The following is a 22,603-nucleotide window of genomic DNA, read 5'->3' on the forward strand; positions in this document are numbered from 1 at the left end:
GCAAAGAAAAACCCGGCCGAGGCCGGGTTTTTCGTGAAGCTTCAAACCAATTACTTGGCCTGGGCTTCTACCTGAGCTTCTACGCGACGGTTAACGGCGCGGCCAGCTTCGGTGGCGTTGTCAGCAACTGGACGGGTCTCACCGTAGCCAACCGAGTCAACACGGTTGGATTCGATGCCGTACTGCTGGGTCAGAACCTGCTTGACAGCATTGGCACGACGCTCGGACAGCTTCTGGTTGTAAGCGTCTGGACCTACGGAGTCAGTGTGACCTTCAACCACGGTGGTGGTTTGTGGGTACTGCTTCATGAAGTCAGCCAGGTTCTTGATGTCGCCGTAGCTGTTAGGCTTGACGACCGACTTGTCGAAGTCGAACTTCACGTCCAGCTCAACGCGGACGTTTTCAGCGGCAGCCGGGCAGCCGTCGGCGTCAACGGTAACGTTGGCCGGGGTGTCAGGGCACTTGTCGACGTTGTCGCAGACGCCGTCGTTGTCGCTGTCGGTGCAGACTTCGGCAACCGGAGCAGGAGCAGGAGCTGCGGACTGCTTCGGGCTACCGCCGAAGTTCAGGCCAACGCCGACGCTCGGTGCCCACTCGGTGTCACCTTTGTCGATGTTGTATTGGGCTTCAACGCCGGCACGGGCGTAGAACATGTCGGTGATGTACCACTTGGCACCAGCGCCCAGGTTGGCGAAGGTGGAGTGGTCACGACCGCCACGGCCGGTCTGGCCCAGCGACTGGTGGGAGAAACCAGCCGAAACGTACGGACGGATAGCGTCGTACGGGTTGTTGAAGTGGTAAACGGCATCCAGGGCGGTGTTCGAGCCCTTGATGTTCTTGCCGTCGTCGCCACGAGCGTTGTGAACTTCGTCGTAGCCCAGACGCAGTTCAACGTCGTCGGTCAGGAAGTAACCGATCGAGCCGCCGAACAGGTTGCCGTCGTTCTTGAAGTCGCGCTGGCTGTCGAAGAACTCCTTCTTGTAGAAGATCTCGGTTTCGACGGCGCCTTGGCCTTGTGCCATAGCGCCAATCGAGGTGGCGGCTACGAGCGAACCAATGGCCAAGCCCAAGGTATTTTTCAATTTCATCCGTTAAATCCCCATCTGGTGATAGTTAAGCAGCCCCACCAAAATCCGGGGGGACAACTCGACGGCAAGTCTAGCAGACCTTGCCGATTCGTTTGAGCCATTTGCATAAGACTAAGTTTCAACCGAGTCCGCAAATTTCTCACGAAGCTTGTCGAGCGCACGCTTGTAACGCATTTTCGTGGCGCTCAGGCCCATGTGCATGATGTCGGCGATCTCCTGAAACTCCAGCTCTGCGACAAAACGTAGCACCAGAATCTCCCGGTCGATCGGGTTCACATACACCAGCCATTTATCCAGCCCGCCTTTTTCTTCAGGTTTCGGAGCCTTGTCCTCGGACGCCTCTTCGACGGGGTCCAGGCTCAGGGCATCCATCAACCTTCTCTTGCGACGCTCCTTGCGGTACTGGGTGATACATTCGTTGTAGGTGATGCTGTAGAGCCAGGTCTTGAACTTCGATTTGCCCTCGAAATTCTTCAGGCCGTACAACACTTTCAGCATGACCTCCTGACAGACATCGTCAGCATCCCGATCGTTCCCCAGATAACGTGCACAGACGTTGAACAGGGTCCGCTGGTAGCGCCGCATGAGTTCCTCATAGGCGCGGGTAACATGAAACAGCTCCTCATGCGAACGCGCCACCAACTCCTCGTCGGTGAGCTCGCGGGGGTCGTAACGCATGGGCGGCGAATAGACTTTATTCAAAACGGATCTGGCCGACAGTCAGGTCAATGTCGCCGCTCAGCCCTTGGGCCGATTTTTGCGGCGGCATACATTAACAGCTTTGTGCGGTTAGCGGCTATTGACGCGCTGCTCGAGCAGCACCCGATTGGACAGCGACACCAACTCGCCATCATCGGTCAGCAGCGTCGTCTTGACCGTCCCGATCTCTTCGATATGCCCTTCGACCTCTCCAATCCGCACCTGCTGGCCAACCTGATACAACTCGCGCACGTAGATCCCGGCAAGGATCTGTCCGGCGATTTCCCGGCTGCCCAGGCCCATTGCCAGGGCCACGGCCAGACCAACGGTAATCAGTCCGATGACGATCACATGGTTGAGCAGGTCGGTCTTGACCTCAAGCTGGCTGATCGCCACCGAGATCGCGATGATGATGACCAGCCCCTGGGCAATGCGCCCGACGCCCGCTGCGTATTCCAGGCCGATGCCTTCGGCAGCGCCGCGCACCAGGCCGTTGACCAGTTGCGCCAGCAGTACACCGGCCAGCAATACCAGCGCCGCACCAAATACTTTGGGCAGGTAGAGGGCAAGCATGTCGAGGGTGGCGGAAACCCGCTCCAGGCCCAGCGATTCGGCGGCGGAAACCAGGAAGATCAGCAGGATGAACCAGTAGACGATCTTGCCGATCAAGGTCGAAATCGGCACCTGGATACCGACTCGGCCGAGCATCTTGGTCAGCCCGGTCCCGCTCATCAGGCGGTCGAGGCCGAACTTGGCGAGCAGCTTGGACAGCAGTGTGTCGAGCAGCTTGGCCACCACGAAACCGAGCAGCACCACGACCAGCGCGCCGAACAGGTTGGGGATGAAGTTCGCCACCTTGGTCCAAAGGGCAGTCATGGCGGTGACCAGGCTCTGGGTCCAGAGATCGAGTTCCATATTCAATCGGCCTTATCAGCTTTCTGTCTGCCAGCGGCAGGGGTACGGCGCACCGGCGCGACATGCGCCGAGCCATTGTTGACAGCGATCAGCAGCGCCTGGCTCCAGCGGCCCAGCAGGCTGAACAGATCGCCCGCGCCAACCTGACGGTTGGCGGTTTTGAGCACGCGCCCCAGGCAGGCATCGTCATCTCGGTCATGGCCGGACGGCGACGCCTTGAGCAGGTCGCGCAGGGATTCTTCAAACGGATCGTGCATGGGCACCTCGCGTGATGTCAGTCAAAGACGAGAGCTCTGGCCAACGGGTCACACAGCGATGTGGGACGAATGTTTCAAAATACATACGTGATCGTCGCTCAGACCCAGCGCAACTTGCGCAACAACCACCATTGCCCTGCGGCCAGCCCCAACACCACCAGGCAGGCGAACAGGAAGCCATAGGGGTTCTCGGCCCCTGGAATACCACCGACATTGATGCCGAGCAGGCCGGTGATGAAGCTCATCGGCAGGAAGATGCAGGTGATGATGCCGAAGCGGTACATGGTCCGGTTCATCCGCTCGCTGCGCCGCCGGTCCTCGCCTTCCAGCACCAGCGCAGCGCGCTCTCGGGCCAGTTCCAGCTCCTCGAGATAACGGATCAGGCTGTTGTTCAGCTCGTTCCAGTAATCGGCATCGGCGTCGGCGAACCAGCTCCACTTGTTGCGCGAAAGCTGAGCATAGATGTCACGCTGCGGCGCCAGGAAGCGACGCAGGCCGGCGGCACGACGACGAATCTGCTGCAGGTTGCCCTGGGCCGGGCTATACCGTTCGTCGGATTCTACCTTTTCTTCCTCGAGATCGACCGCTTCGGACAGGTCGCTGACCAGTGCCTGGACCTTTTCGGTCAACAGTTCACCCATCAGCAGCAGCAATTCGGAGGCCGATTTCGGCCCCCTGCCCTCATCCAGTTGCTGCAAGACTTCATCGCTCGCGCGCAAAGGCCGCAGCCGCAACGAAATGACGCGCTGCGCTTCGGCGAAGATGCGCACCGAGACCATGTCTTCCGGCTCTGCGCCAGGGTTGAGGTTGACCCCGCGCAGAAACAGCAGCAACTGCTCGTTGGCCAACGGCAGCAGGCGTGGGCGAGTGTTCTCCTCGAGCAGCAGGTCGCAGGCGAACTCGCTTAGGCCGCTGTCGTGCAGCAGCCAGGTGCGGGTTTGCGGATGACTGCGGTCCCAGTGCAACCACAGGCTCTCTTGCGCCTGCAATTGCAGGTTGTCCAACTCGGTACGGGCAATGGCGCGCGCGCCTCCCTTGCCGTCGAGCACCAGGGCATGGACCAGCCCCCACTGCGCGTTGTCTTCCTCGAACATCAATGCTCCATCAGCGCGCGCGGCGCATCACTCCGGCATTTTCAGGGGGCTTGGCGAGACGATCACGCCATTGTTGTCGGCGTAGATGTATTCGCCGGGGCGAAAAGTGACGCCGGCAAAGCTGACCACGACGTCGAGGTCGCCAATGCCGCGCTTGTCGGTCTTCATCGGATGGCTGGCCAGGGCCTGCACGCCGACATCGGTCTGCACCAGCACATCCACGTCACGCACACAGCCGTAGATCACCAGGCCTTCCCAGCCATTCTTCGCCGCTTTTTCCGCGAGCATGTCGCCCAGCAGCGCCCGGCGCAGCGATCCGCCGCCATCGACCACCAGGACCTTGCCCTTGCCGTCGAGCTCGACCTGCTCCTTGACCAGGGAGTTGTCCTCGAAGCACTTGATGGTGACGATCTGGCCGCCGAAGGAATCGCGGCCGCCAAAATTGCTGAACATCGGCTCCAGCACCTGGACCAGGTCCGGGTAGGCGTCGCACAGGTCGGGCGTTACGTAATGCTGCATGGGAAGCTCCTGTCAGTCACAACGAAAGCGGGTATCGGGCAAGGCTACACCCTGAAGGCCGTTGCAGTCATCCGGGACCAGGCAGTCAGTTCGGCGCTACGACTTGCCCGCGAATGACCTGCTTACTCAATTGTGACGGGCGGCGCCTGAACGTCGCTCAACCAGCGCGCCACCAGCGGCCACACCTGCGTCTGCGCCGCCTTGCTCACCAGCATGTCGACATGCCCGAAGGCCTCGAAGCCTTCTTCACGCCCCAGACGCAGGAACTGCTTGCGCTCATCGCCCCACTGCTCGAACAGCTTGCGACAGGCCCACACCGGATCCTGGAAATCCGCTGCACCCGCGACTGCCAGCAGCGGTACATCCATCTGCGCCAGCCCCGCCCACCAGTCTCGGTCCTTGACCCCGAAACGGCCGAACAGGCCATGCCAACGCAAGCTTTCCAGGGCCAGCCCGATCGGCTCGTCCTCCGGCCCACGCTTCAACCTGGGGCCGGAGAGCTGGGCAAAACGCTTGACCAGCAAGCGCGCCCCCCACGCCACCGGCGGCACTTTCAACGGCCAGTAGACCCGGCTGACCTGGGTGCCGAACAACGCCACGCTGGCCACGCAGGCGCTGTCCAGGTAGCCGCCACCCAGTGCGGCCGCCAAGGTGGTGCCGCCCAGCGAATGGCCAATCCAGTGCGGCGCCTGGCCGGCCATTTCCTGGACGAAGGCGCCGATCACCGGCAGGTCGAAACGCGCGTAGTCGGCCACGGTGTTCTGTCGCCACTGGCGATTGCGCGGCGACAGGCCATGCCCGCGCATTTCCGGAATCCACACGTCGAAACCGGCACGTGCGAGGAAAGCACCCAGGCCAATGCCCTTGGGCGAGTACCAGAAACGACGATTGGAGAAACTGCCGTGCAGGAGAATCACCGGCACCCCGGGGGTGGAATGCTGATCGGCAAGCCCGAGACGGGTCAGGGCCAGTTCGACACTGGCGTCGGGGCTGTTGCCCGCCTTGATCCGGTAAACGTCTTCACAGAGGTCGCCGCGGCGCTCGGCACTGAGCAGGGCCACGGGAAAAAGGGTGCTGCTGCTTTGCATGGATTCACAGAATGAAAAGGGAAAACAGGATGGGGAACTGCCACGCTGAACCTGGGCTGCAGCGCATTCGCGGGCAAACCCGCTGCCACAGGGCTCGGTGGCAGCGGGTTTGCCCGCGAAAAGGCAGAAACGGGGAGCGCGTCAGGACGCGCCCCGCGCCGGTTACATCAAGCGGCGCCCTGACCTTCGGCCAGGAAGAACCAGGTCTCGAGTACCGAGTCCGGGTTCAGCGAGACGCTCTCGATGCCCTGCTCCATCAGCCACTTGGCGAGGTCAGGGTGGTCCGATGGGCCCTGGCCGCAGATGCCGATGTACTTGCCGGCCTTGTTGCACGCGGCGATGGCATTGGCCAGCAGCTTCTTGACCGCAGGATTTCGCTCGTCGAACAGGTGGGCGATGATCCCCGAGTCGCGGTCCAGGCCCAGGGTAAGCTGGGTCAGGTCGTTGGAGCCGATCGAGAAGCCGTCGAAGTATTCCAGGAACTCTTCGGCGAGGATGGCGTTGGACGGCAGTTCGCACATCATGATCACGCGCAGGCCATTGTCGCCACGGGCCAGGCCATTCTCGGCGAGCAGGTCGACGACCTGGCTGGCTTCGCCCAGGGTGCGCACGAACGGCACCATGATCTCGACGTTGGTCAGGCCCATCTCGTTGCGCACGCGCTTGAGGGCGCGGCACTCGAGTTCGAAGCAGTCACGGAACGACTCGCTGATATAGCGCGAGGCACCGCGGAAGCCCAGCATCGGGTTTTCTTCTTCCGGCTCATAGAGCTTGCCGCCGATCAGGTTGGCGTACTCGTTGGACTTGAAGTCCGACAGGCGCACGATCACCTTTTTCGGGTAGAAGGCTGCGGCCAGGGTGCTGATGCCCTCGACCAGCTTCTCGACATAGAAGCCCACCGGATCGCTGTAGCCAGCGATGCGCTTGTCGACGCTCTCTTTCAGCTCAGGCGGCAGGCCGGCGTAGTTGAGCAGTGCCTTGGGGTGCACGCCGATCATGCGGTTGATGATGAACTCCAGGCGCGCCAGGCCTACGCCCGCATTGGGCAGTTGGGCGAAATCGAAGGCGCGGTCGGGGTTGCCGACGTTCATCATGATCTTGAACGGCAGCTCCGGCATGGCATCCACCGAGTTCTGCTTGACGTCGAAGCCCAGCTCGCCCTCGAAGATGAAGCCGGTGTCGCCTTCGGCGCAGGATACGGTCACGCCCTGGCCATCTTTCAACACCTGGGTGGCGTTGCCGCAACCGACCACGGCCGGGATACCCAGCTCACGGGCGATGATCGCGGCGTGGCAAGTGCGTCCGCCACGGTTGGTGACGATGGCGCTGGCGCGCTTCATGACCGGTTCCCAGTCCGGGTCGGTCATGTCGGAAACCAGTACGTCACCTGGCTGCACCTTGTCCATCTCGGACACATCGTGGATCACGCGGACCTTGCCGGCGCCGATACGCTGGCCGATGGCGCGGCCTTCGACCAGTACCGTGCCCTTCTCTTTAAGCAGGTAGCGCTCCATGACATTGGCGCTGGCGCGGCTCTTCACGGTCTCGGGGCGAGCCTGCACGATGTACAGCTTGCCGTCGTCACCGTCCTTGGCCCATTCGATGTCCATCGGGCGCTGGTAGTGCTGCTCGATGATCATCGCCTGCTTGGCGAGTTCGTTGACCTCGGCGTCGCTCAGGCAGAAGCGCGCACGCTCGGCACGGTCGACCTCGACAGTCTTGACCGAACGACCGGCCTTGGCTTCGTCGCCGTAGACCATCTTGATCGCCTTGCTGCCCAGGTTGCGGCGCAGGATGGCCGGGCGGCCTGCCTGCAGGGTGTTCTTGTGCACGTAGAATTCGTCAGGGTTGACCGCACCCTGCACGACGGTTTCGCCCAGGCCGTAGGCGCCGGTGATGAACACCACATCGCGGAAGCCCGACTCGGTGTCGAGGGTGAACATGACGCCAGCGGTGCCGGTTTCCGAACGCACCATGCGCTGCACGCCGGCCGACAAGGCGACCAGCTTATGGTCGAAGCCCTGGTGCACGCGGTAGGAAATGGCGCGGTCGTTGAACAGCGAGGCGAACACTTCCTTGGCCGCGCGGATCACGTTGTCGACGCCACGGATATTGAGGAAGGTTTCCTGCTGGCCGGCGAACGAAGCGTCCGGCAAGTCTTCGGCGGTCGCCGAAGAGCGCACGGCCACGGCCATGTTGTCGTTGCCGGCAGCCATTTCGGCGAAGGCAGTGCGGATTTCGGCGTCCAGACGTGCCGGGAAATCGGCCTCCATCACCCACTGGCGAATCTGCGCGCCGGTCTTGGCCAAGGCGTTGACATCGTCGACATCCAGCGCGTCGAGCGCGGCATGGATGCGGTCGTTCAGGCCACTTTGTTCGAGAAAGTCGCGATACGCCTGAGCCGTAGTGGCAAAGCCGCCCGGCACCGATACGCCGGCACCGGCAAGATTACTGATCATCTCGCCCAGGGATGCGTTCTTGCCCCCCACATGCTCCACATCATGGACGCCGAGCTTATCGAGGGAAACTACGTACTCTACCAAGGTGATCTCTCCACTAACTGTATTGGAAAAGCTCAAGGGCGCCCGCCTGTCGACTCTGCGGCTGGGCCGGGACGCTTGTGGCCTGGACCTGGAAAATAAGTGAGAATGCCGAACGACCGCGTTCGGCAAACCGAACCTATCATATCCAGAAACATTCGGCAGCTTAAGGCCTCAGGTGCAAATGAAACGATCCGCGTTCTTCATCTCCGACGGTACCGGCATCACGGCCGAAACACTGGGCCAAAGCCTGCTGGCGCAGTTCGAAAGCATTCCCTTCGCCAAATTCACCCGCCCCTACATCGATACGCTGGACAAGGCGCGCGCCATGGTCCAGCAGATCAATGCCGCGGCCGAGCGCGACGGTGTGCGCCCCATTATCTTCGATACCATCGTCAACCAGGACATCCGCGAGGTCATGGCTACGTCCAATGGCTTCATGATCGACATCTTTTCGACGTTTTTATCCCCGCTCGAGCAGGAATTGACCGCCCATTCGTCGTATTCCGTGGGCAAATCACACTCGATCGGTGGCAATTCCAACTACATGGAGCGCATCGAGGCGGTCAACTTCGCCCTGGACAACGACGATGGTGCGCGCACCCATTACTACGACAAGGCCGACCTGATCCTGGTGGGCGTGTCGCGCTGCGGCAAGACACCAACCTGCCTGTACATGGCCATGCAGTTCGGCATCCGCGCCGCCAACTACCCGCTGACCGAAGACGACATGGAGCGCCTGCAGTTGCCAGCGGTGCTGAAAAAGCACCACAACAAACTGTTCGGCCTGACCATCGACCCCGACCGCCTGACCGCCATTCGCCACGAACGCAAACCCAACAGCCGCTATTCGAGCTTTGCCCAGTGCGAATTCGAAGTGCGCGAGGTGGAGAACCTGTTCCGCCGGGAGAACATTCCCAACATCAACTCCACGCATTTTTCGGTGGAAGAGATTTCGGCGAAGATTCTCGTGGAGAAAGGCGTGGAGCGGCGGTTCAAGTAAGATCGGCGGCGGCCTTTTCGCGGGCAAGTCGCAGCGGCGAACCGCCGCTCCCATAGGGCCGCCAGAGACAGACAAAAAAGCCCCGGCATTGCTGCCGGGGCTTTTTCATTTCAGGGCCAAGGTCAGGATGGAATCACCACCGACTGCCCACTCAGCGCCAGGTCGACCAGCTCGCGGTTGGCCACCGCGTACATCGCATAGTCGGTGCCTGTGGCGTTGCGCAGGTCGTCGAGCATGGCGCGCCAGCGCTCGACCATCACCCGGTGCTGCTCGGCCCAAAGGGCCACGCGGGCGTCCATGTCGTCCGGTGCATCGGCCATCTGCAACACGGAAATGGTGATCGCGCGCTGCTGCAGGTCGATGTCGTCGCGGAACGCTTCGCGGGCCAGCGCCTGCCAGTTGTTCTCCACCGGCAGGTTGCTGATTTCCTGCAGGTACCAGGTCAGGTCGAGCGCGCTGCCCACGGCGAAGAACGCCTTGGCCACCTGCGCCGGATCGTGACCGGTGACATCCGAAGCTTCGATGATCGGCAGCAGGGTGTACAGGTGAGTAGTGCCTGCCACCATACGCGCCAGCAACTCCGGCACCCCGGCTTCGACGAAGCCCTGGTAGCGCGCCTGCCAGCGTTCGCGGGTCGGCCCTTCCAGCAGTTCGTCGAGCTTGAGCCCCAATTGCGCGATCTTCGGCCCGAAATGGGCAGCGTCACGACCGGCATCCTGCTCATTGCGACGGCTGCGCAGGAACCAGCGGGTGGCACGACGCCCCAGGCGCATCAGCTCGTCCATCAGGGTCAGCTGGATCTCGGCCGGCACCTGGTAGTCCAGCGCCTCGATCTGACGGAACCAGTGCGGCAGGTGGAAGATGTCGCGCACGATCACATACGCACCGGCAACGTTGGCCGGGCTCATGCCGGTGGACTCCTTCAGGCGCTGCACGAAGGTGATGCCCATGTTGTTGACCAGGTCGTTGGCGATCTGGTTGCTGACGATCTCGCGCTTGAGGCGGTGACGGCGCATGGCCTCGGCGAACTTGCTGACCAGTGACGGCGGGAACGCCGTCTCCATGTCACGGGTCAGGTAGTCGTCGTCCGGCACCAGCGACTTGAGCAGTTGCTCCTTGAGATCGATCTTGCTGTACGAGATCAGCACCGACAGCTCGGCACGGGTCAGGCCCTGGCCAGCCGCCAGGCGTTCGGCCAGTTGCTCTTCGGTCGGCAGGAACTCGATGGCGCGGTCCAGCTTGCCCCGCGATTCAAGGTCGGCCATCAGGCGCTTGTACTCGGCGATCCGCTCGCGGGCGCGGCGGGCCGCCAGCGACAGGGCCTGGGTCTGCTTGTAGTTGTTGCCGAGCACCAGCGAGGAGACTTCCTCGGTCATGCTGCCCAGCAGCTGGTTGCGCTGCTTCTCGGTCATGTCGCCAGCCTGCACCACTTCGTTGAGCAGGATCTTGATGTTGACCTCGTGGTCGGAGCAGTCCACGCCACCGGCGTTGTCGATGAAGTCGGTGTTGGTGGCGCCGCCATGCAGGCCGAACTCGACGCGACCGAGCTGGGTCATGCCCAGGTTGCCGCCCTCGCCCACCACCTTGCAGCGCAGCTCGTTACCGTTGACGCGCAGCGCGTCGTTGGCCTTGTCGCCGACATCGGCGTGGCTTTCGCTGCTGGCCTTGACGTAGGTGCCGATACCGCCATTCCACAGCAGGTCGACCGGCGCCTGCAGCAGTGCGTGCAGCAGCTCGGTCGGGGTCAGGCGGTCGGCTTCGATGGCGAAGCGTTCCTTCATCTGCGGGCTGATGGCGATGCTCTTGGCGCTACGCGGGAAGATCCCGCCGCCTTCGGACATGATCGCGCTGTTGTAGTCGGTCCAGGCCGAACGCGGCAGCTCGAACAGGCGCTTGCGCTCGGCGAAGCTGGTGGCCGGGTCCGGATTCGGGTCGACGAAGATGTGCAGGTGGTTGAATGCAGCTACCAGTTGCAGCTTGTCGGACATCAGCAGGCCGTTGCCGAACACGTCGCCGGCCATGTCGCCGATGCCGACCACGGTGATCGGGTCTTCCTGCACGTTGATGCCGCGCTCACGGAAGTGGCGCTGCACGCCCACCCAGGCGCCGCGGGCAGTGATGCCCATGCCTTTGTGGTCGTAGCCAGCCGAACCACCGGAGGCGAAGGCATCGCCGAGCCAGAAGCCGTAGTCGTTGGCGATGCCGTTGGCGATGTCGGAGAAGGTCGCGGTGCCCTTGTCTGCCGCCACCACCAGGTAGGGGTCGTCGTCGTCATGACGCACCACGTTGGCCGGCGGCACCACGCCCCCGTCCTTGAGGTTGTCGGTGATGTCGAGCAGGCCACTGATGAAGATGCGGTAGCAGGCGATACCCTCGGCGGCGATCTCGTCGCGGCCGCCGCCCAGTGGCAGGCGACGCGGCAGGAAGCCACCCTTGGCGCCGACCGGCACGATCACCGAGTTCTTCACCTGCTGCGCCTTGACCAGGCCCAGCACTTCGGTGCGGTAGTCTTCCTCGCGGTCCGACCAGCGCAGGCCGCCGCGGGCGACGTTGCCAAAGCGCAGGTGCACGCCCTCGACCCGTGGCGAATAGACGAAGATCTCGAATTTCGGCACCGGCTTGGGCAGCTCGGGAATCAGGCGCGGGTTGAACTTGAAGCTGAAGTACGACTTGCTCTGGCCAGCGGCGTCGGGCTGGTAGAAGTTGGTGCGCAGGGTGGCCTTGATCAGATCCAGGTAGCGACGCAGGATGCGGTCCTCGTTGAGCACCTGGACGTCGTCCAGGGCGGTGAGGATCGCCTGCTCCAGGCGCTGCTGCTTGTCGTCCAGGTCATCCTGGCCGAGCTTGCGCGCGAGGTAGAAGCGGGTCTTGAACAACCGGGTCAGTTCGCGGGCGATGTCAGTGTGGTTGTTCAGGGTGCTGGCGATGTAGCCCAGATCGAAGCCCAGGCGGATCTGCTTCATGTAGCGGGCGTAGGCGCGCAGCAGCGCCACATCGCGCCATGGCAGGCCGGCGGTGAGCACCAGGCGGTTGAAGGCGTCGTTCTCGGCGTCGCCCTTGACGATGTGGATGAACGCATCCTGCAGGGTGTCGTTGAGCTGTTGCAGGTCCAGGTTCAGGCCTTCGCTGTAGGTGAAGGCGAAGTCATGGATCCAGAACTCGCGACCGTTGGCATGGCGCAGGCGGTACGGGAATTCACCCAGCACGCGCAGGCCGAGGTTCTCCAGGATCGGCAGCACGTCGGACAGCGCCAGCGGCGTGTCGGCGTGGTACAGCTTGCAGTGCAGCTGGCGCTCGCCCAGTTGGGTGAGTGGCTGGTAGAAGCTCATGGCCAGCGGCTTGGCTTCGGACAATGCCAGCACATGCTGCATGTCCACCACCGCCGAATGCGCAGCGAAGCGCTCGCGGTAACCCGCCGGGAAGCCCTTGGGGAAGTCGGCGAGGATGTTGGTGCCCTGGGCTTCGCCGAAGTTCTCCACCACCAGCGCCGAGAAGTCGTCCTGCCACGAGCGGCAGGCCTGGATCACTTCGTTTTCCAGCTGCTGCGGGTCGATGTCGATGCGGTTCTTCGGGTCGACTCGCAGGATCAATTGCACACGCGCCAGCACCGACTCGGAGAAGAAGGTCCAGAACTCGCAATCGGTAGCCTTCAGGCGCTCCATCAGCACCTGCTGGATCTTCTGGCGCACTTCGGTGGAATAGATTTCACGCGGCACGTAGGCCAGGCAGTAGCAGAAGCGGCCGTACGGGTCCTTGCGCAGGAACACGCGGATCTTGTTGCGTTCCTGGATCTGCACGATCGACATGGCGGTGTTGAACAGCTCGTCGATCGGGGTCTGGAACAGGTCGTCGCGCGGCAGCACTTCGAGCACCTGCGTGAGTTCCTTGCCCAGGTGCGCCTTGGGGTCGAAGTGCGAGCGGCGCTCGATCTCGGCGACTTTCCCGCGGATGTACGGGATGGTGTACACGCTTTCGCCGTACACCGTCGAGGTGTACAGGCCCATGAAGCGGCATTCCTTGATGACCTTGCCATCGGCATCGATCTGGCGGATCGACACGTAGTCCGGGTAGGCCGGACGGTGCACGCGGCTTGGTTGCGAAGCCTTGGCGAACGACAGCAGCCGCGGCTCGCGCAGGTAACTGACGGCGTAGTCCTCGATGCGCAGGTCTTCATTGCTCAGGCCGCTGCGCAGCACGCGCGGCAGGCCGAGGAAGGACGATTCGTCGTAGACCAGGCTGCCGCCGGCAGCGTCGGACTCGACCACGAACTCTTCGTAGCCGAGGAAGGTGAAGTGGTTGTCCAGCAGCCAGGTGAGGAAGCTCTGCACCTCGGCCTTGTCGTTCTGCGCCGGGCCGAAGGCGTTTTCGCCCACCAGCGCCAGCAGGTCGCGGACCTTGGCCTTCATCGGGTCGAAGTCGGCGACGACGACGCGCACATCGGCCAGTACCAGCTCCAGCTCGCGGGTCAGGCTGGTCAGCTCGGCGGCATTGGCGCAGCGGTCGATCTCCAGGTACATCAGCGACTCGTGGCTGACGCCTTCACCCTGGGTGCCCTTGGGCAGCAGTTCGAGCAGCTCGCCCTTCGGCCCGCGGCGGGCGCTGAGCACGGTGGTCTGCAGGGTGTGGATGCTGTAGCCGCGGCGGTTGAGTTCGGTGCGTACCGAGTCGACCAGGAACGGCAGGTCATGGTGCAGGACTTCGACCACGGTGTGCGTGGACTGCCAACCATGGCGTTCGTAGTCAGGGTTGTAGACCCGCACTTGCGCAGTGTTCGGGTCGAAGCGCTCGATGGTGCGCCAGGCAGAGAGGGTGCAGCCGGCCAGGTCGGACAGCCGACGCTGGGTGAGTTCGTCCAGAGAGATGATGCCGAAGAACTGTTCGGCGAACAGCGCCACTTGTGGCAGGGACTGCTCGCTGATGTGCTGCGCCAGGGCCGCCTGCAGTTGATGCTGGAAGTCGGCTTTGCTGGCTGCGGTGAAAAACGCCATCTGTGGTACTCCGCTTGGGCTTTGTTATAGGTGAAGCGTCGTGTACGTGCGCCATGTACGGATCAACGATAGCCAACCCGTAGCAGGAAGACGGTAAAACCAAGGCGTAGGACGCTTCCTTCGCGCCCATGTTCCAGGGATGGGCAGCTGCAAAGACGACTGCCGGTGGCTGTGTCTTTACGGTTGTCCATCAACTGGGCAGCTTAACGACTGAGCGGTCATCCCGGCTTGCAGCGCTGCGACATATTCGGTCAAAGGGCGGTAACATTGCGTTTATGCGCAAGGCCCAGACTGGCACAATCGCATTTCATTTCCTTGAACCGAGCTGCCCATGCAACTGAAAACCGCCCTGCTCTTCGCCACCCCCTGCGATGACGAGGAAGACAACATGGCGACCCTGTGCTGCCACAGCGACAAGGGCCAGATGTTCCTGCTCACCCGCTATCCGGACGAAGACACCGTCGATCTCACGCTGGACGACGAACCGTCGACACTGGACGGGCTGAGAGTGACCTTGAGTGCCGAGCGCCTGCTGATCGAGGTTTCACCGGGGGATCGGGATGCACTCAGGGGTGATGAATCGCTGGAGATCCTGCTTACGTCGGCCGGAAGCGATCTGGAGGAAGTGGCGCTGACGCTGCGCAATATTCTCGAGGGAACGGGGACGTTCGTTTCCGAGATCTGAGACGGCGCCCCCGTTGCGGGTTAGCCCGCACAGGGGTAAGCAAGCATCGACAGCGCACACAACAAAGGCGACCCAAGGGTCGCCTTTGCGTACTTGCCGATCAGCGCGACAACCTCACCCATTTGATTTAGCGAGAACAGTCCACATGCAGCCAGTCATACAACACCCTTGGGATATAACCCCAAGCGAGGCTATCGATCTACAGATACGACTATCTAAACTTGTAGTCAAGCAAGATCAGCTTGGGCCTATTTCTAGTATCGCAGGCATTGATGTCGCCTACCACAAAGAAAACGATACACTCATAGCCTCTATTGTTGTGGTTGACGCAGAAAGCCTGGAAATCATCGAAGAGCATGCATGGTCGGGTACGACTTCGTTTCCCTATGTGCCTGGTCTTTTTTCGTTTAGAGAACTACCTTCTATCGTAAAGCTCTTATCGGCTATAACCCACCGACCTGACCTGATCATCTGCGACGGGCAAGGTATAGCTCACCCTCGTCGGTTTGGCTTGGCATCGCATTTGGGGGTACTTTATGACATACCTACTATTGGATGCGGAAAAAGTCGCTTCATTGGTGAATACTCACCTCCGCTTAATGAAAGGGGATGCCAATCAGGCCTGTTCGACGGCGACAAACTGATCGGGGCCGCGCTCAGGACTCAAAAAAATGTAAAACCCGTGTTGGTTTCAATCGGCCACCGAATCTCCCTTGAAACTGCCTGTCACTGGGTATTGAATGCAACACGCCACTATCGACTACCAGAAACGACCCGGCTTGCAGATCGATATGGAAGGCAATTCTACGAACAGAACAAACAACCCATCACCCTTCCAAACTAACCTTCCGATTATTTAAATATACGTCACATTCGGGACGAAGTACCTGAAACTGGACGCACCCTTCACGCCACCAGTCAACGCAATCCTTAGCGGCCACAACTTTCAATACACTCAACTGATGATAATTTTTCAAACACTGCAGAATTTCCGGTGTACCATTGACACCATCCAGCTCTAACTCTCTGATACAGCGCTCATTGTCCCCCATAAAGATGTAATCAACCACAGCCTTGTCAATACCATCTCCAATGAGTGAAACCCGGGCCGCATACTCAAGAGAGGAGAGCTCCGCTTTATCACGCAACACAGGAAACCTTATGCGCCCGATCACTTGCGGTAGTTTAGAAAAATAGTCACCCAACAGAGTCAACCGCGTCAGACCTTCCAATGAAAACCTCAAGGAAAACATGAAAATATTATTCTGGTGAACCGTCATCGCTTCCAGTCCACCGCCTTCGAACCACTCATAACTCTGTGGAACATCCTCCCCGATCTCGACAGTCCGCAACTGTCCATCTGGGAAATATGTTACTTCCTCTATCACCCAGCCATATTCATACAAGCGCTCGCTGACACATACATCTCCATTGAACTCATAGGAAAATCCATTGTAGACACTATCTCCCCAATAAAACTGCTCCCCCGTATAGTCTCGCTCCATTTCGATACTATTACGCACCTCCCCAATAATAAACTCGCTGCGGTAGCCATCAACATAGCGGCCATCTTCATACATACCTCCTCCAACCACATGACCATTCGAGAACTCCAACGCTCCCCCGGTATAGGGTACGCCCCGAAAAGTCCACAATCCGCCCTGGTTGCTTATCGCATTTCTTTTGATAATCATCAGAGCTTCCTTCCGGTAATCACATCGGCATCCTTCAGTAAACCGCTACAGTTCGAGCACGCCTCGAATTTATCCACCTACCCCGCTTCGGTGCCAGCTTGTAGGTGGCCACTTTCACATCATCAATTGATACCTTGGGGTACCGAGTCCTTATTCCCACTAAACTGAAAGGGATCTTTTGACCAGATTACGCTGTTGAGTAAAATGGAGCCCGCTTCAGTGGCACGCCCTGCTGCTTTTGCCCGACTAGTTAGAATAGGAAGAGATCAGAGCCTTTGCGATTATACCTTCCGCGGTGCAACTGGATGCCAGCTCAGCCAACTCATCCATCGAGATCAAATTTGAGTTTAAGTACTCGTAAAAACCCTCTTGAAGCTCTGATTTTTTCACAGCAACAACGCCAAATTCCTCATGTGCGCTTTCGAAGGCAACCCATTTGCACGCGCTATCGCATAAAACTATTGGATAACCAACCGCTCCATCAAAAAAATTCTCAAACCTTTTATTCAACCAACGAACATCTCTCTCTAAATCGTTTCCATCGAAGGAAAAACAAGAGTTACCTAATCGCTCATCACCTGAAAACTTTATAAAAACATCTGACTTAAAACTGGAAAGGCTATTCGATACCAATCCCAAAAAAATTTCAGAAAAGCAGAGCAATGGTCTCTCAAAAAACCAAAACAGAAATCCACCACCAACGAAAACATTCGCCGACAAGTCTTTATTAAAATCTATGACACCTGACAGCCTATCAAGAAAAGAATTCAAATCTTTATCTTCAACGTTCAAAACAGTCACGACTACTCTCCTGAAAACCTGATTTTCGCAGTTGTTTTTTTCACCCCTTCTATAGTCAACGACGCTGACGGCTGCCCTGTGGACGTTGAAGATGGATAGAATCGATAGGTCTTCCCTCCATTAGTTAACACAGTAACTGAGCCATCCTGAGAAATTGTCTTTTTATAACCATTAGACTCAAGAATCTTAATGGCGCTGCTCTGAGTAATGTTCGCCTCTATCTGTCCTGCACTATTCCGCGTAGCTTTCGGCAAAAACTCAATCGATGTTGCTTTTGCCCCTGCAAGATAGTCCACTGCCCGCTGAACCTGCGCAAGCTCCGCACGTTCAGGCACTCCAACAGGCCCCAGGCGGTCCAGCGTAGGCGCCCATTCGTTCAGGACTTTACTCAGGCGCGCATAGCTGTCAATCGAGCGCTCCAATAGAGCTGTCTTGTATGTTTCGCACCTAGCCGTCGTACACTGGACAGACATCAGTGTGTCTATGCTTTGGGCGATCTGAAGCGATTTCTCCTTGGCTCTTTGAGGCCCGTAAGTATTCTGGGCATCCTCTACGTTACGCAAGCTCTCGTCGTCGTATTTCTCTTTTATCCACTTGTCCGTCTGACAGCTTTCGTCCGTACCACAGCCATTCATGTCTTTGGCAAAAGCCAGGACATCCAGGTGTTCCAGATAGTTGTATTGCGTGCCGTTCTTGGCGACCCATGCGGCTTTGTCCAACGAGCTGGCATCGGCATCCTCCTGGCTTGCCGCCGCCAGCACCCCGACGATCTGCGAGCTCATGGTCAGCAGGCTTTCATTTCCTCCAACCAGCTTGTCGAGCTGTACCACCAGCGCTTCATTCGCGCCCCCCGCCAAAGCACCCGTTCTGAAGTCACCGCCAGTGGCCTTCGACAGCAAGCCACCCACCATCGCATGGATAGCAATCTTGGGGAGGCTGCCGTTCTCGATGCCGAACTGCTTGGTGTAATCCCCCACCGCATTGAAACTGGCTGCCGCCAGCGTATTGAACAGCGCGCTTTTCAAAGCATCGCTGGCACTGCCGCCCTGCCCAAGGGCCTTGCTCAGCAGCAGGGAGGTGCCATTCTGCAACGTCTGGTTGGCTGCAAACTGACCTACGCCTTTGATCGTGTACAAAACCCAACTGGCCGAGCGCCTGGGTGTGTCTCAGCAGACCCTCCAAGCCTACGAGTCCGGCAAGCGGCGGATTCAGGTAGCGGCGTTGCCAGAGCTGGCCCGACTGCTTTCGACCACACTTGAAGAGCTGTTTGGTCAGCAGCAGGAAACCACTGTGCGTAAGCGTGGCCCTGCTCCGAAATGGCAGCAGCAACTGGAAGCCATCGACCAACTGCCCAAGAGCCAACAGAAATTTGTTGCGCAGATGCTCGATGCCTTGATCGCTCAGGCCACGACCAAAGCGAGCAGCGAAGGAAGAGAGATTTTGCAGTAAGCAGATAAAACAACACCGGCGCAGGGCCGGTGTCAAATCGAGGCTGGGATCTACAGATAAATAAGCACCCTGGTTTTCCGGAGATACTTATTAACTATTTCGATTTAATGTACCCAGAAGCTTTTCAAATGCTTTAGGGACAAGGTCTTTCTCCTCTGGAGAAAGCAAAATATTCATGACCTGCTCATCACAAGCACAGTCATATATATCAATACCTATCCAGCCTTCAGACCAAAATTCTACGGTCGCCAGCTTATTAAAACTTTCCAGCTCTATACGCTCAAGGTTACCAAAATCCCCGTTGGCGAATGTTGAATATTCTACGGAGTAGCCTTTCAATAGACGCTTAACTTCCTTATTAAACTGAAAAGCATCCATAACCCCTCTCACTTACTATCTAGCACAGTAATATTTTTTACCTCAGGGAGATGTGCTCCACCGCCGGCACCATTATAGATCGAACCATCTACGGACTCGCGTTCTTGGGTGGAAGCTCAGGCTCCCCTTTCAAAGAGCCGATCTTTGGCAAACTACTAGCTCCAGCCTCGGCATCAGTCAACGCACTAGTAGGATTGGGATTCTTTGGGACCTCTGCACCTTCTGCCCCTGCTTACAGCTTGATAAAGTCAAAGACTTGGCCGAATAGCCGCTCAATATCTGGCGACGCCTCAAGACACGCAAGCGCTTCATTGGACGTTAAAGGCATGTCGTAAGGTTCAAACCCTCGGCGAACAGAAATGCCATACAAAGCATGCTCGTCATCTTCCGTATGTTCCCAATGCGGTACATAGCCAATTATCTTATAGACCTTGAAAATCTCCTCATGGAAATCCATTAAGTCAAACAAAAATGCTTGAGCGTTATTCAGCGACAACGCTTGAGCGCACCAAAAATTAAATTCATCCCTGCTTATAGCCCCACAAAAAAGACAGGTCATAACGAACGCCATCAGCTCATCACTGAAGCGACCAGGCTCATTCAGACTCACATTCCACCCCCCATGGCTTCGCCGCCAATATGCCCCGTCTTCTTATGAATCAATTCAGGCACCAATTGCATTAGCCCACTATCTTGATGATGATGCCACGTTTACCCATCGATTTTCTTTGCACCTGCGCTTATCTGCTGGAGTTGCTTAGCAGTAAAGCTTGAAGCTTTCACTTGACCTTGCTGAATAGCCCCTAACAAATCTTTGGTCGCAAGTTTCATTTGCCCTTCATAACTCGCAGACTTAAAGGCATCAATTGATATCCGCGCATCCTGCCCAGTTCTGAAACCCACTACCCCGCCTAAAATTGCTCCCAGAAGTGAATACGTCGGATCTTCACCCTTGATCAAACTTCCTAAATAAGATCCACCCGCCCCAGCGCCGAGAGTGAACCCTAACCCTCTGCCTTGAGTGGCCCCGCCAACAGTAGCAGCAATTGGTGCATCCACGTAACTAAACGGCTTATCGGTGGATAACCGATATTCGCTCCGCGGAAAATCTCCGCACCTGATACGACACCTGCAACACCGGCTGCTGACGCCACAAACACACCTAATGTACCAGGAGCGTGCACCCAACCGGCGACATAAGCATCACGTGTTTCTTGATGCCGATCGCTACTTGTTAGGGTTTGTCTGAAATGTGTCTGCTCGAAAGCCAGATAAGGCGAAACGGGGCGAGAAACGGCCGGGGCTGCGCCCGACTGTACTGGAATACGTGAACGTTCCGAGCCCATTTCAACACAGCATGAGTGAGTCCAGATACATTCAGACAGAGCTTAGATATCATTTGCTTTATTTTGATGATCAAGTTTATTCAAAAGCGCCTTTCTTTTGTTATCTTTACGCTGAGCCCTGCTATTCTCTCTCATTTCGTCTACTGAAAAACCTATGCGCCCCCCATTTCCTGATATAGCAGGCAAGCAGCCTCCCCTCAGCAACATATTCAACCAAAAAGGGCGTAGGAGGGGCCTCTTTATTGCGAACTCCAGATCTTAAAAAGCTCATATATTCGCTCAGCACATCAGTGGCTTGTGCCACCGTCATAATGACTTGAAGTCCATCGCTATACTCACACTCCAAATACAGGTGGCCTTCAGCGTACCCCATATGGTGCGCATTTCCAAACCCCAAGTATTCGGCATGTCCTTGAAGCCCACATGCACTCAAACGATTGATCAATGCTTGAGCACTGGCCGTACCACTAACATCATCACTCAACCAACCAAAAATTTCGCGTCCCCCTACAGGTATTTGCTCGATGCGCGCTCGTTCGCCATGCCCAGAATTGCCCACATCATAAAATCCAAATATCGACCAATGAGGACATACAATACCTAAATTCCTACCTGCCTATACTTTTCATACACAGACCACGCTATGCCCCATATCATCCGGCTTAAAACTAGCATTAATCAGAAAGCTTTTACTCTTCATCCCAAAAATCTCCGGGAGGCGCATATTCCCCACCCCGTAAAACAGCGCACCAGCCGTAACTTCTATAAAACATCTCAAGATCGAGGATTTTGTAAACGCCTTCGCCAACTTTCTTCAATGTAATCAAACCGTTAGCGTAATGCGTATATCGACCGCCCGCCCCTGCAACGGCTCTTAACTCCAGATCTCTACGATCCCATTCTGATACCACCCCCAATGATTCCGGAACAGTTTCGGAAAACGAAATCTCAAACTCTTTTGAAACCTTGCAAAAGCAGGGTATTCGTTCCTGCCTGAGCAATTCATCGGTGATCATGTTTTTAGGAAAATCAATCTTTAATTTCACTTAAATGCACTCCGAGGAACAACAACCTCACCTGAAAATTTCTTTGAAAGGTACTGACGAGACTAAAATATTGGGACCCATACGGATCGCGAATACCTACAACGGAGATTTCGTTTCTAGCTGCCCCCTCCCACCACAACAATAAAGACATCGTTCAACATAGAACGAACGCGGCCATTCAACTCTTAGGCGACAAATCGCTCCATTAGTATGCCACCACTACCCATAACCATGCCTACTAGTGCGAGAATGCAGCCTGAGTCACACCTTCCCGAACATTTATTTTGGTTGGCGACTGGACCAATGGTATTCCGAGGCATGGGATACATACTGAGCAAGGGTTTCAGAGCTTTTCTTCGTAGTCACCACGCAAAAATCAGAGGCATGTTTGAATTTTTTATCGAGCTGCTTCTGGCCACCTCCGGTTAAAGCCTCAGCAATACTGTTACCTTTTCCACTATCAGCCTTTTATGCGCTCTAGGCTCTGTATGAAAAGTCTTGAGACGAAGGTCAGGCAAGGCGAAAACAGCCGAGGAAGCGGAGTTTACGGGTTGTAAATGAGCATTCCGAGGCTGTTTTCAACGCAGCATCACCGAGTATCAAGGCTTTTCGTACAGAGCCTAGGAACTCGACCATTGCTAGCGGATCACGCTCCACAAGTTTTTCAAGTAAATCTTCTGCTGCCCAATGCAGAATCATGTCCCCTCCGCCCCCGTCCTTGCAGAGGATGGGATCATTTGACAAAGAAGAGTCAATAACATTGACTTCTCTATCGCTGAGTGCCATCAGGCCACCGTAGCCATCATAAGGAATGACCCAGTAAAAACGCTCGTTCTCTATCTACCCCAATTACCCCCAAAATCCACAACTGTGTTACCACGGGCCCCAGCGCCAACAACAGGATATTTACCGCTGTGACGCCTCCCAAAAGCTCCGATGGGTCGACGCCATCCTTAAAATAACTACGCCCTTCCTTAAAATCATTGTGGCCTTCGATATTTCTCCTTGCTGCC

General features: G+C 57.7%; 20 protein-coding genes and 2 pseudogenes. 4 read left to right on the forward strand and 18 right to left on the reverse strand.

Annotation, left to right across the window (positions count from 1 at the left end; genetic code table 11):
- Nucleotides 1–50: 50 nt before the first annotated feature.
- From VA602_RS23400 to ppsA, 8 genes are all read right to left on the reverse strand, one after another.
- Nucleotides 51–1,088, reverse strand: a complete 1,038-nt coding sequence (locus tag VA602_RS23400; protein ID WP_054892467.1) for an OmpA family protein — start codon at nucleotides 1,086–1,088, stop codon at nucleotides 51–53.
- Nucleotides 1,089–1,199: 111 nt separating this feature from the next.
- A complete protein-coding gene (gene sigX, locus VA602_RS23405) occupies nucleotides 1,200–1,766 on the reverse strand; it encodes an RNA polymerase sigma factor SigX (RefSeq protein ID WP_065861324.1) in 567 nt (188 codons plus the stop codon).
- 111 nt (nucleotides 1,767–1,877) lie between these two features.
- The gene (locus VA602_RS23410) at nucleotides 1,878–2,702 is read right to left on the reverse strand and encodes a mechanosensitive ion channel family protein (RefSeq protein ID WP_054892469.1); all 825 of its coding nucleotides are present in this window, start codon (nucleotides 2,700–2,702) and stop codon (nucleotides 1,878–1,880) included.
- A gap of 2 nt (nucleotides 2,703–2,704) precedes the next feature.
- Nucleotides 2,705–2,959 (reverse strand): hypothetical protein, encoded by a 255-nt coding sequence (locus VA602_RS23415; protein WP_054892470.1) that lies wholly within the window; start codon nucleotides 2,957–2,959, stop codon nucleotides 2,705–2,707.
- A gap of 98 nt (nucleotides 2,960–3,057) precedes the next feature.
- Nucleotides 3,058–4,053 (reverse strand): zinc transporter ZntB, encoded by a 996-nt coding sequence (locus VA602_RS23420; RefSeq protein WP_054892471.1) that lies wholly within the window; start codon nucleotides 4,051–4,053, stop codon nucleotides 3,058–3,060.
- 27 nt (nucleotides 4,054–4,080) lie between these two features.
- Nucleotides 4,081–4,572 carry a ribonuclease E activity regulator RraA gene (gene rraA / locus VA602_RS23425; protein ID WP_054892472.1) on the reverse strand — a complete coding sequence of 164 codons (492 nt, stop codon included), beginning with the start codon at nucleotides 4,570–4,572 and terminating at the stop codon, nucleotides 4,081–4,083.
- Between the two features lie 122 nt (nucleotides 4,573–4,694).
- The gene (locus VA602_RS23430) at nucleotides 4,695–5,660 is read right to left on the reverse strand and encodes an alpha/beta fold hydrolase (RefSeq protein WP_323454470.1); all 966 of its coding nucleotides are present in this window, start codon (nucleotides 5,658–5,660) and stop codon (nucleotides 4,695–4,697) included.
- Between the two features lie 167 nt (nucleotides 5,661–5,827).
- Nucleotides 5,828–8,203, reverse strand: a complete 2,376-nt coding sequence (gene ppsA / locus VA602_RS23435; protein ID WP_054892474.1) for a phosphoenolpyruvate synthase — start codon at nucleotides 8,201–8,203, stop codon at nucleotides 5,828–5,830.
- Nucleotides 8,204–8,384: 181 nt separating this feature from the next.
- On the opposite strand from ppsA, the gene ppsR reads away from it, so the two are divergent.
- Entirely contained in the window at nucleotides 8,385–9,203 is an 819-nt protein-coding gene (gene ppsR / locus VA602_RS23440; protein ID WP_054892475.1) for a posphoenolpyruvate synthetase regulatory kinase/phosphorylase PpsR, read from the forward strand.
- Between the two features lie 122 nt (nucleotides 9,204–9,325).
- Here the strand turns inward: ppsR and VA602_RS23445 are convergent, their stop codons facing one another.
- Nucleotides 9,326–14,191: an NAD-glutamate dehydrogenase gene (locus tag VA602_RS23445; protein ID WP_323454471.1), complete on the reverse strand. Its 4,866-nt coding sequence runs from the start codon at nucleotides 14,189–14,191 to the stop codon at nucleotides 9,326–9,328.
- A gap of 331 nt (nucleotides 14,192–14,522) precedes the next feature.
- Between VA602_RS23445 and VA602_RS23450 the strand changes: the two genes are divergently transcribed.
- Together VA602_RS23450 and nfi are read left to right on the forward strand one after the other, a co-directional pair.
- Complete coding sequence (locus tag VA602_RS23450) at nucleotides 14,523–14,876, forward strand: hypothetical protein (protein ID WP_323454472.1); 354 nt, start codon at nucleotides 14,523–14,525, stop codon at nucleotides 14,874–14,876.
- Between the two features lie 145 nt (nucleotides 14,877–15,021).
- On the forward strand, nucleotides 15,022–15,720 hold the full coding sequence (nfi, locus tag VA602_RS23455; RefSeq protein WP_323454473.1) for a deoxyribonuclease V: 699 nt from the start codon (nucleotides 15,022–15,024) through the stop codon (nucleotides 15,718–15,720).
- On the opposite strand, the gene VA602_RS23460 is transcribed toward nfi, so the two are convergent.
- The 3 genes and pseudogenes from VA602_RS23460 to VA602_RS26895 all read right to left on the reverse strand — a co-directional run.
- Nucleotides 15,704–16,570 (reverse strand): hypothetical protein, encoded by an 867-nt coding sequence (locus VA602_RS23460; protein WP_323454474.1) that lies wholly within the window; start codon nucleotides 16,568–16,570, stop codon nucleotides 15,704–15,706. The two genes, nfi and VA602_RS23460, sit on opposite strands and share 17 nt — an antisense overlap.
- 246 nt (nucleotides 16,571–16,816) lie before the next feature.
- Complete coding sequence (locus VA602_RS23465; protein ID WP_323454475.1) at nucleotides 16,817–17,371, reverse strand: hypothetical protein; 555 nt, start codon at nucleotides 17,369–17,371, stop codon at nucleotides 16,817–16,819.
- A 664-nt stretch (nucleotides 17,372–18,035) separates the two neighbouring features.
- Nucleotides 18,036–18,507: pseudogene (locus VA602_RS26895) on the reverse strand (DUF637 domain-containing protein); the annotation flags it as partial.
- Between the two features lie 25 nt (nucleotides 18,508–18,532).
- Here VA602_RS26895 and VA602_RS23475 point away from each other — a divergent pair.
- Nucleotides 18,533–18,820: a helix-turn-helix domain-containing protein gene (locus VA602_RS23475; protein ID WP_407682531.1), complete on the forward strand. Its 288-nt coding sequence runs from the start codon at nucleotides 18,533–18,535 to the stop codon at nucleotides 18,818–18,820.
- A gap of 90 nt (nucleotides 18,821–18,910) precedes the next feature.
- Here the strand turns inward: VA602_RS23475 and VA602_RS23480 are convergent, their stop codons facing one another.
- The 6 genes and pseudogenes from VA602_RS23480 to VA602_RS23500 all read right to left on the reverse strand — a co-directional run bounded on the left by VA602_RS23480 (nucleotide 18,911) and on the right by VA602_RS23500 (nucleotide 22,376).
- Nucleotides 18,911–19,198, reverse strand: coding sequence for a hypothetical protein (locus tag VA602_RS23480; RefSeq protein WP_323454478.1), 288 nt, complete (start codon nucleotides 19,196–19,198; stop codon nucleotides 18,911–18,913).
- 232 nt (nucleotides 19,199–19,430) lie between these two features.
- Nucleotides 19,431–19,808 carry a hypothetical protein gene (locus tag VA602_RS23485; RefSeq protein ID WP_323454479.1) on the reverse strand — a complete coding sequence of 126 codons (378 nt, stop codon included), beginning with the start codon at nucleotides 19,806–19,808 and terminating at the stop codon, nucleotides 19,431–19,433.
- Nucleotides 19,805–19,897: pseudogene (locus tag VA602_RS26900) on the reverse strand (HNH endonuclease); the annotation flags it as partial. The gene VA602_RS23485 and the pseudogene VA602_RS26900, both read right to left, overlap by 4 nt.
- Nucleotides 19,898–19,909: 12 nt before the next feature.
- Nucleotides 19,910–20,257, reverse strand: a complete 348-nt coding sequence (locus VA602_RS23490) for a hypothetical protein (protein ID WP_323454480.1) — start codon at nucleotides 20,255–20,257, stop codon at nucleotides 19,910–19,912.
- 976 nt (nucleotides 20,258–21,233) lie between these two features.
- The gene (locus tag VA602_RS23495; RefSeq protein WP_323454481.1) at nucleotides 21,234–21,590 is read right to left on the reverse strand and encodes a hypothetical protein; all 357 of its coding nucleotides are present in this window, start codon (nucleotides 21,588–21,590) and stop codon (nucleotides 21,234–21,236) included.
- 510 nt (nucleotides 21,591–22,100) lie between these two features.
- On the reverse strand, nucleotides 22,101–22,376 hold the full coding sequence (locus VA602_RS23500) for a hypothetical protein (RefSeq protein WP_323454482.1): 276 nt from the start codon (nucleotides 22,374–22,376) through the stop codon (nucleotides 22,101–22,103).
- Nucleotides 22,377–22,603 lie beyond the last annotated feature (227 nt).

This window comes from Pseudomonas machongensis, from assembly GCF_034961125.1.
In the GTDB taxonomy this organism is placed as follows: domain Bacteria; phylum Pseudomonadota; class Gammaproteobacteria; order Pseudomonadales; family Pseudomonadaceae; genus Aquipseudomonas; species Aquipseudomonas machongensis.

What these genes read in the sequence shown, in the direction of transcription:
- VA602_RS23415 (WP_054892470.1), bottom strand. Translation starts at nt 2,959, where the DNA reads ATGCACGATCCGTTTGAAGAATCCCTGCGCGACCTGCTCAAGGCGTCG.
- VA602_RS23500 (WP_323454482.1), bottom strand. Translation starts at nt 22,376, where the DNA reads ATGGCACTCAGCGATAGAGAAGTCAATGTTATTGACTCTTCTTTGTCA.
- VA602_RS23400 (WP_054892467.1), bottom strand. Translation starts at nt 1,088, where the DNA reads ATGAAATTGAAAAATACCTTGGGCTTGGCCATTGGTTCGCTCGTAGCC.
- VA602_RS23410 (WP_054892469.1), bottom strand. Translation starts at nt 2,702, where the DNA reads ATGGAACTCGATCTCTGGACCCAGAGCCTGGTCACCGCCATGACTGCC.
- VA602_RS23445 (WP_323454471.1), bottom strand. Translation starts at nt 14,191, where the DNA reads ATGGCGTTTTTCACCGCAGCCAGCAAAGCCGACTTCCAGCATCAACTG.
- VA602_RS23450 (WP_323454472.1), top strand. Translation starts at nt 14,523, where the DNA reads ATGCAACTGAAAACCGCCCTGCTCTTCGCCACCCCCTGCGATGACGAG.
- ppsR (WP_054892475.1), top strand. Translation starts at nt 8,385, where the DNA reads ATGAAACGATCCGCGTTCTTCATCTCCGACGGTACCGGCATCACGGCC.
- VA602_RS23460 (WP_323454474.1), bottom strand. Translation starts at nt 16,570, where the DNA reads ATGATTATCAAAAGAAATGCGATAAGCAACCAGGGCGGATTGTGGACT.
- VA602_RS23420 (WP_054892471.1), bottom strand. Translation starts at nt 4,053, where the DNA reads ATGTTCGAGGAAGACAACGCGCAGTGGGGGCTGGTCCATGCCCTGGTG.
- VA602_RS23480 (WP_323454478.1), bottom strand. Translation starts at nt 19,198, where the DNA reads ATGGATGCTTTTCAGTTTAATAAGGAAGTTAAGCGTCTATTGAAAGGC.
- rraA (WP_054892472.1), bottom strand. Translation starts at nt 4,572, where the DNA reads ATGCAGCATTACGTAACGCCCGACCTGTGCGACGCCTACCCGGACCTG.
- sigX (WP_065861324.1), bottom strand. Translation starts at nt 1,766, where the DNA reads ATGCGTTACGACCCCCGCGAGCTCACCGACGAGGAGTTGGTGGCGCGT.
- nfi (WP_323454473.1), top strand. Translation starts at nt 15,022, where the DNA reads ATGCAGCCAGTCATACAACACCCTTGGGATATAACCCCAAGCGAGGCT.
- VA602_RS23430 (WP_323454470.1), bottom strand. Translation starts at nt 5,660, where the DNA reads ATGCAAAGCAGCAGCACCCTTTTTCCCGTGGCCCTGCTCAGTGCCGAG.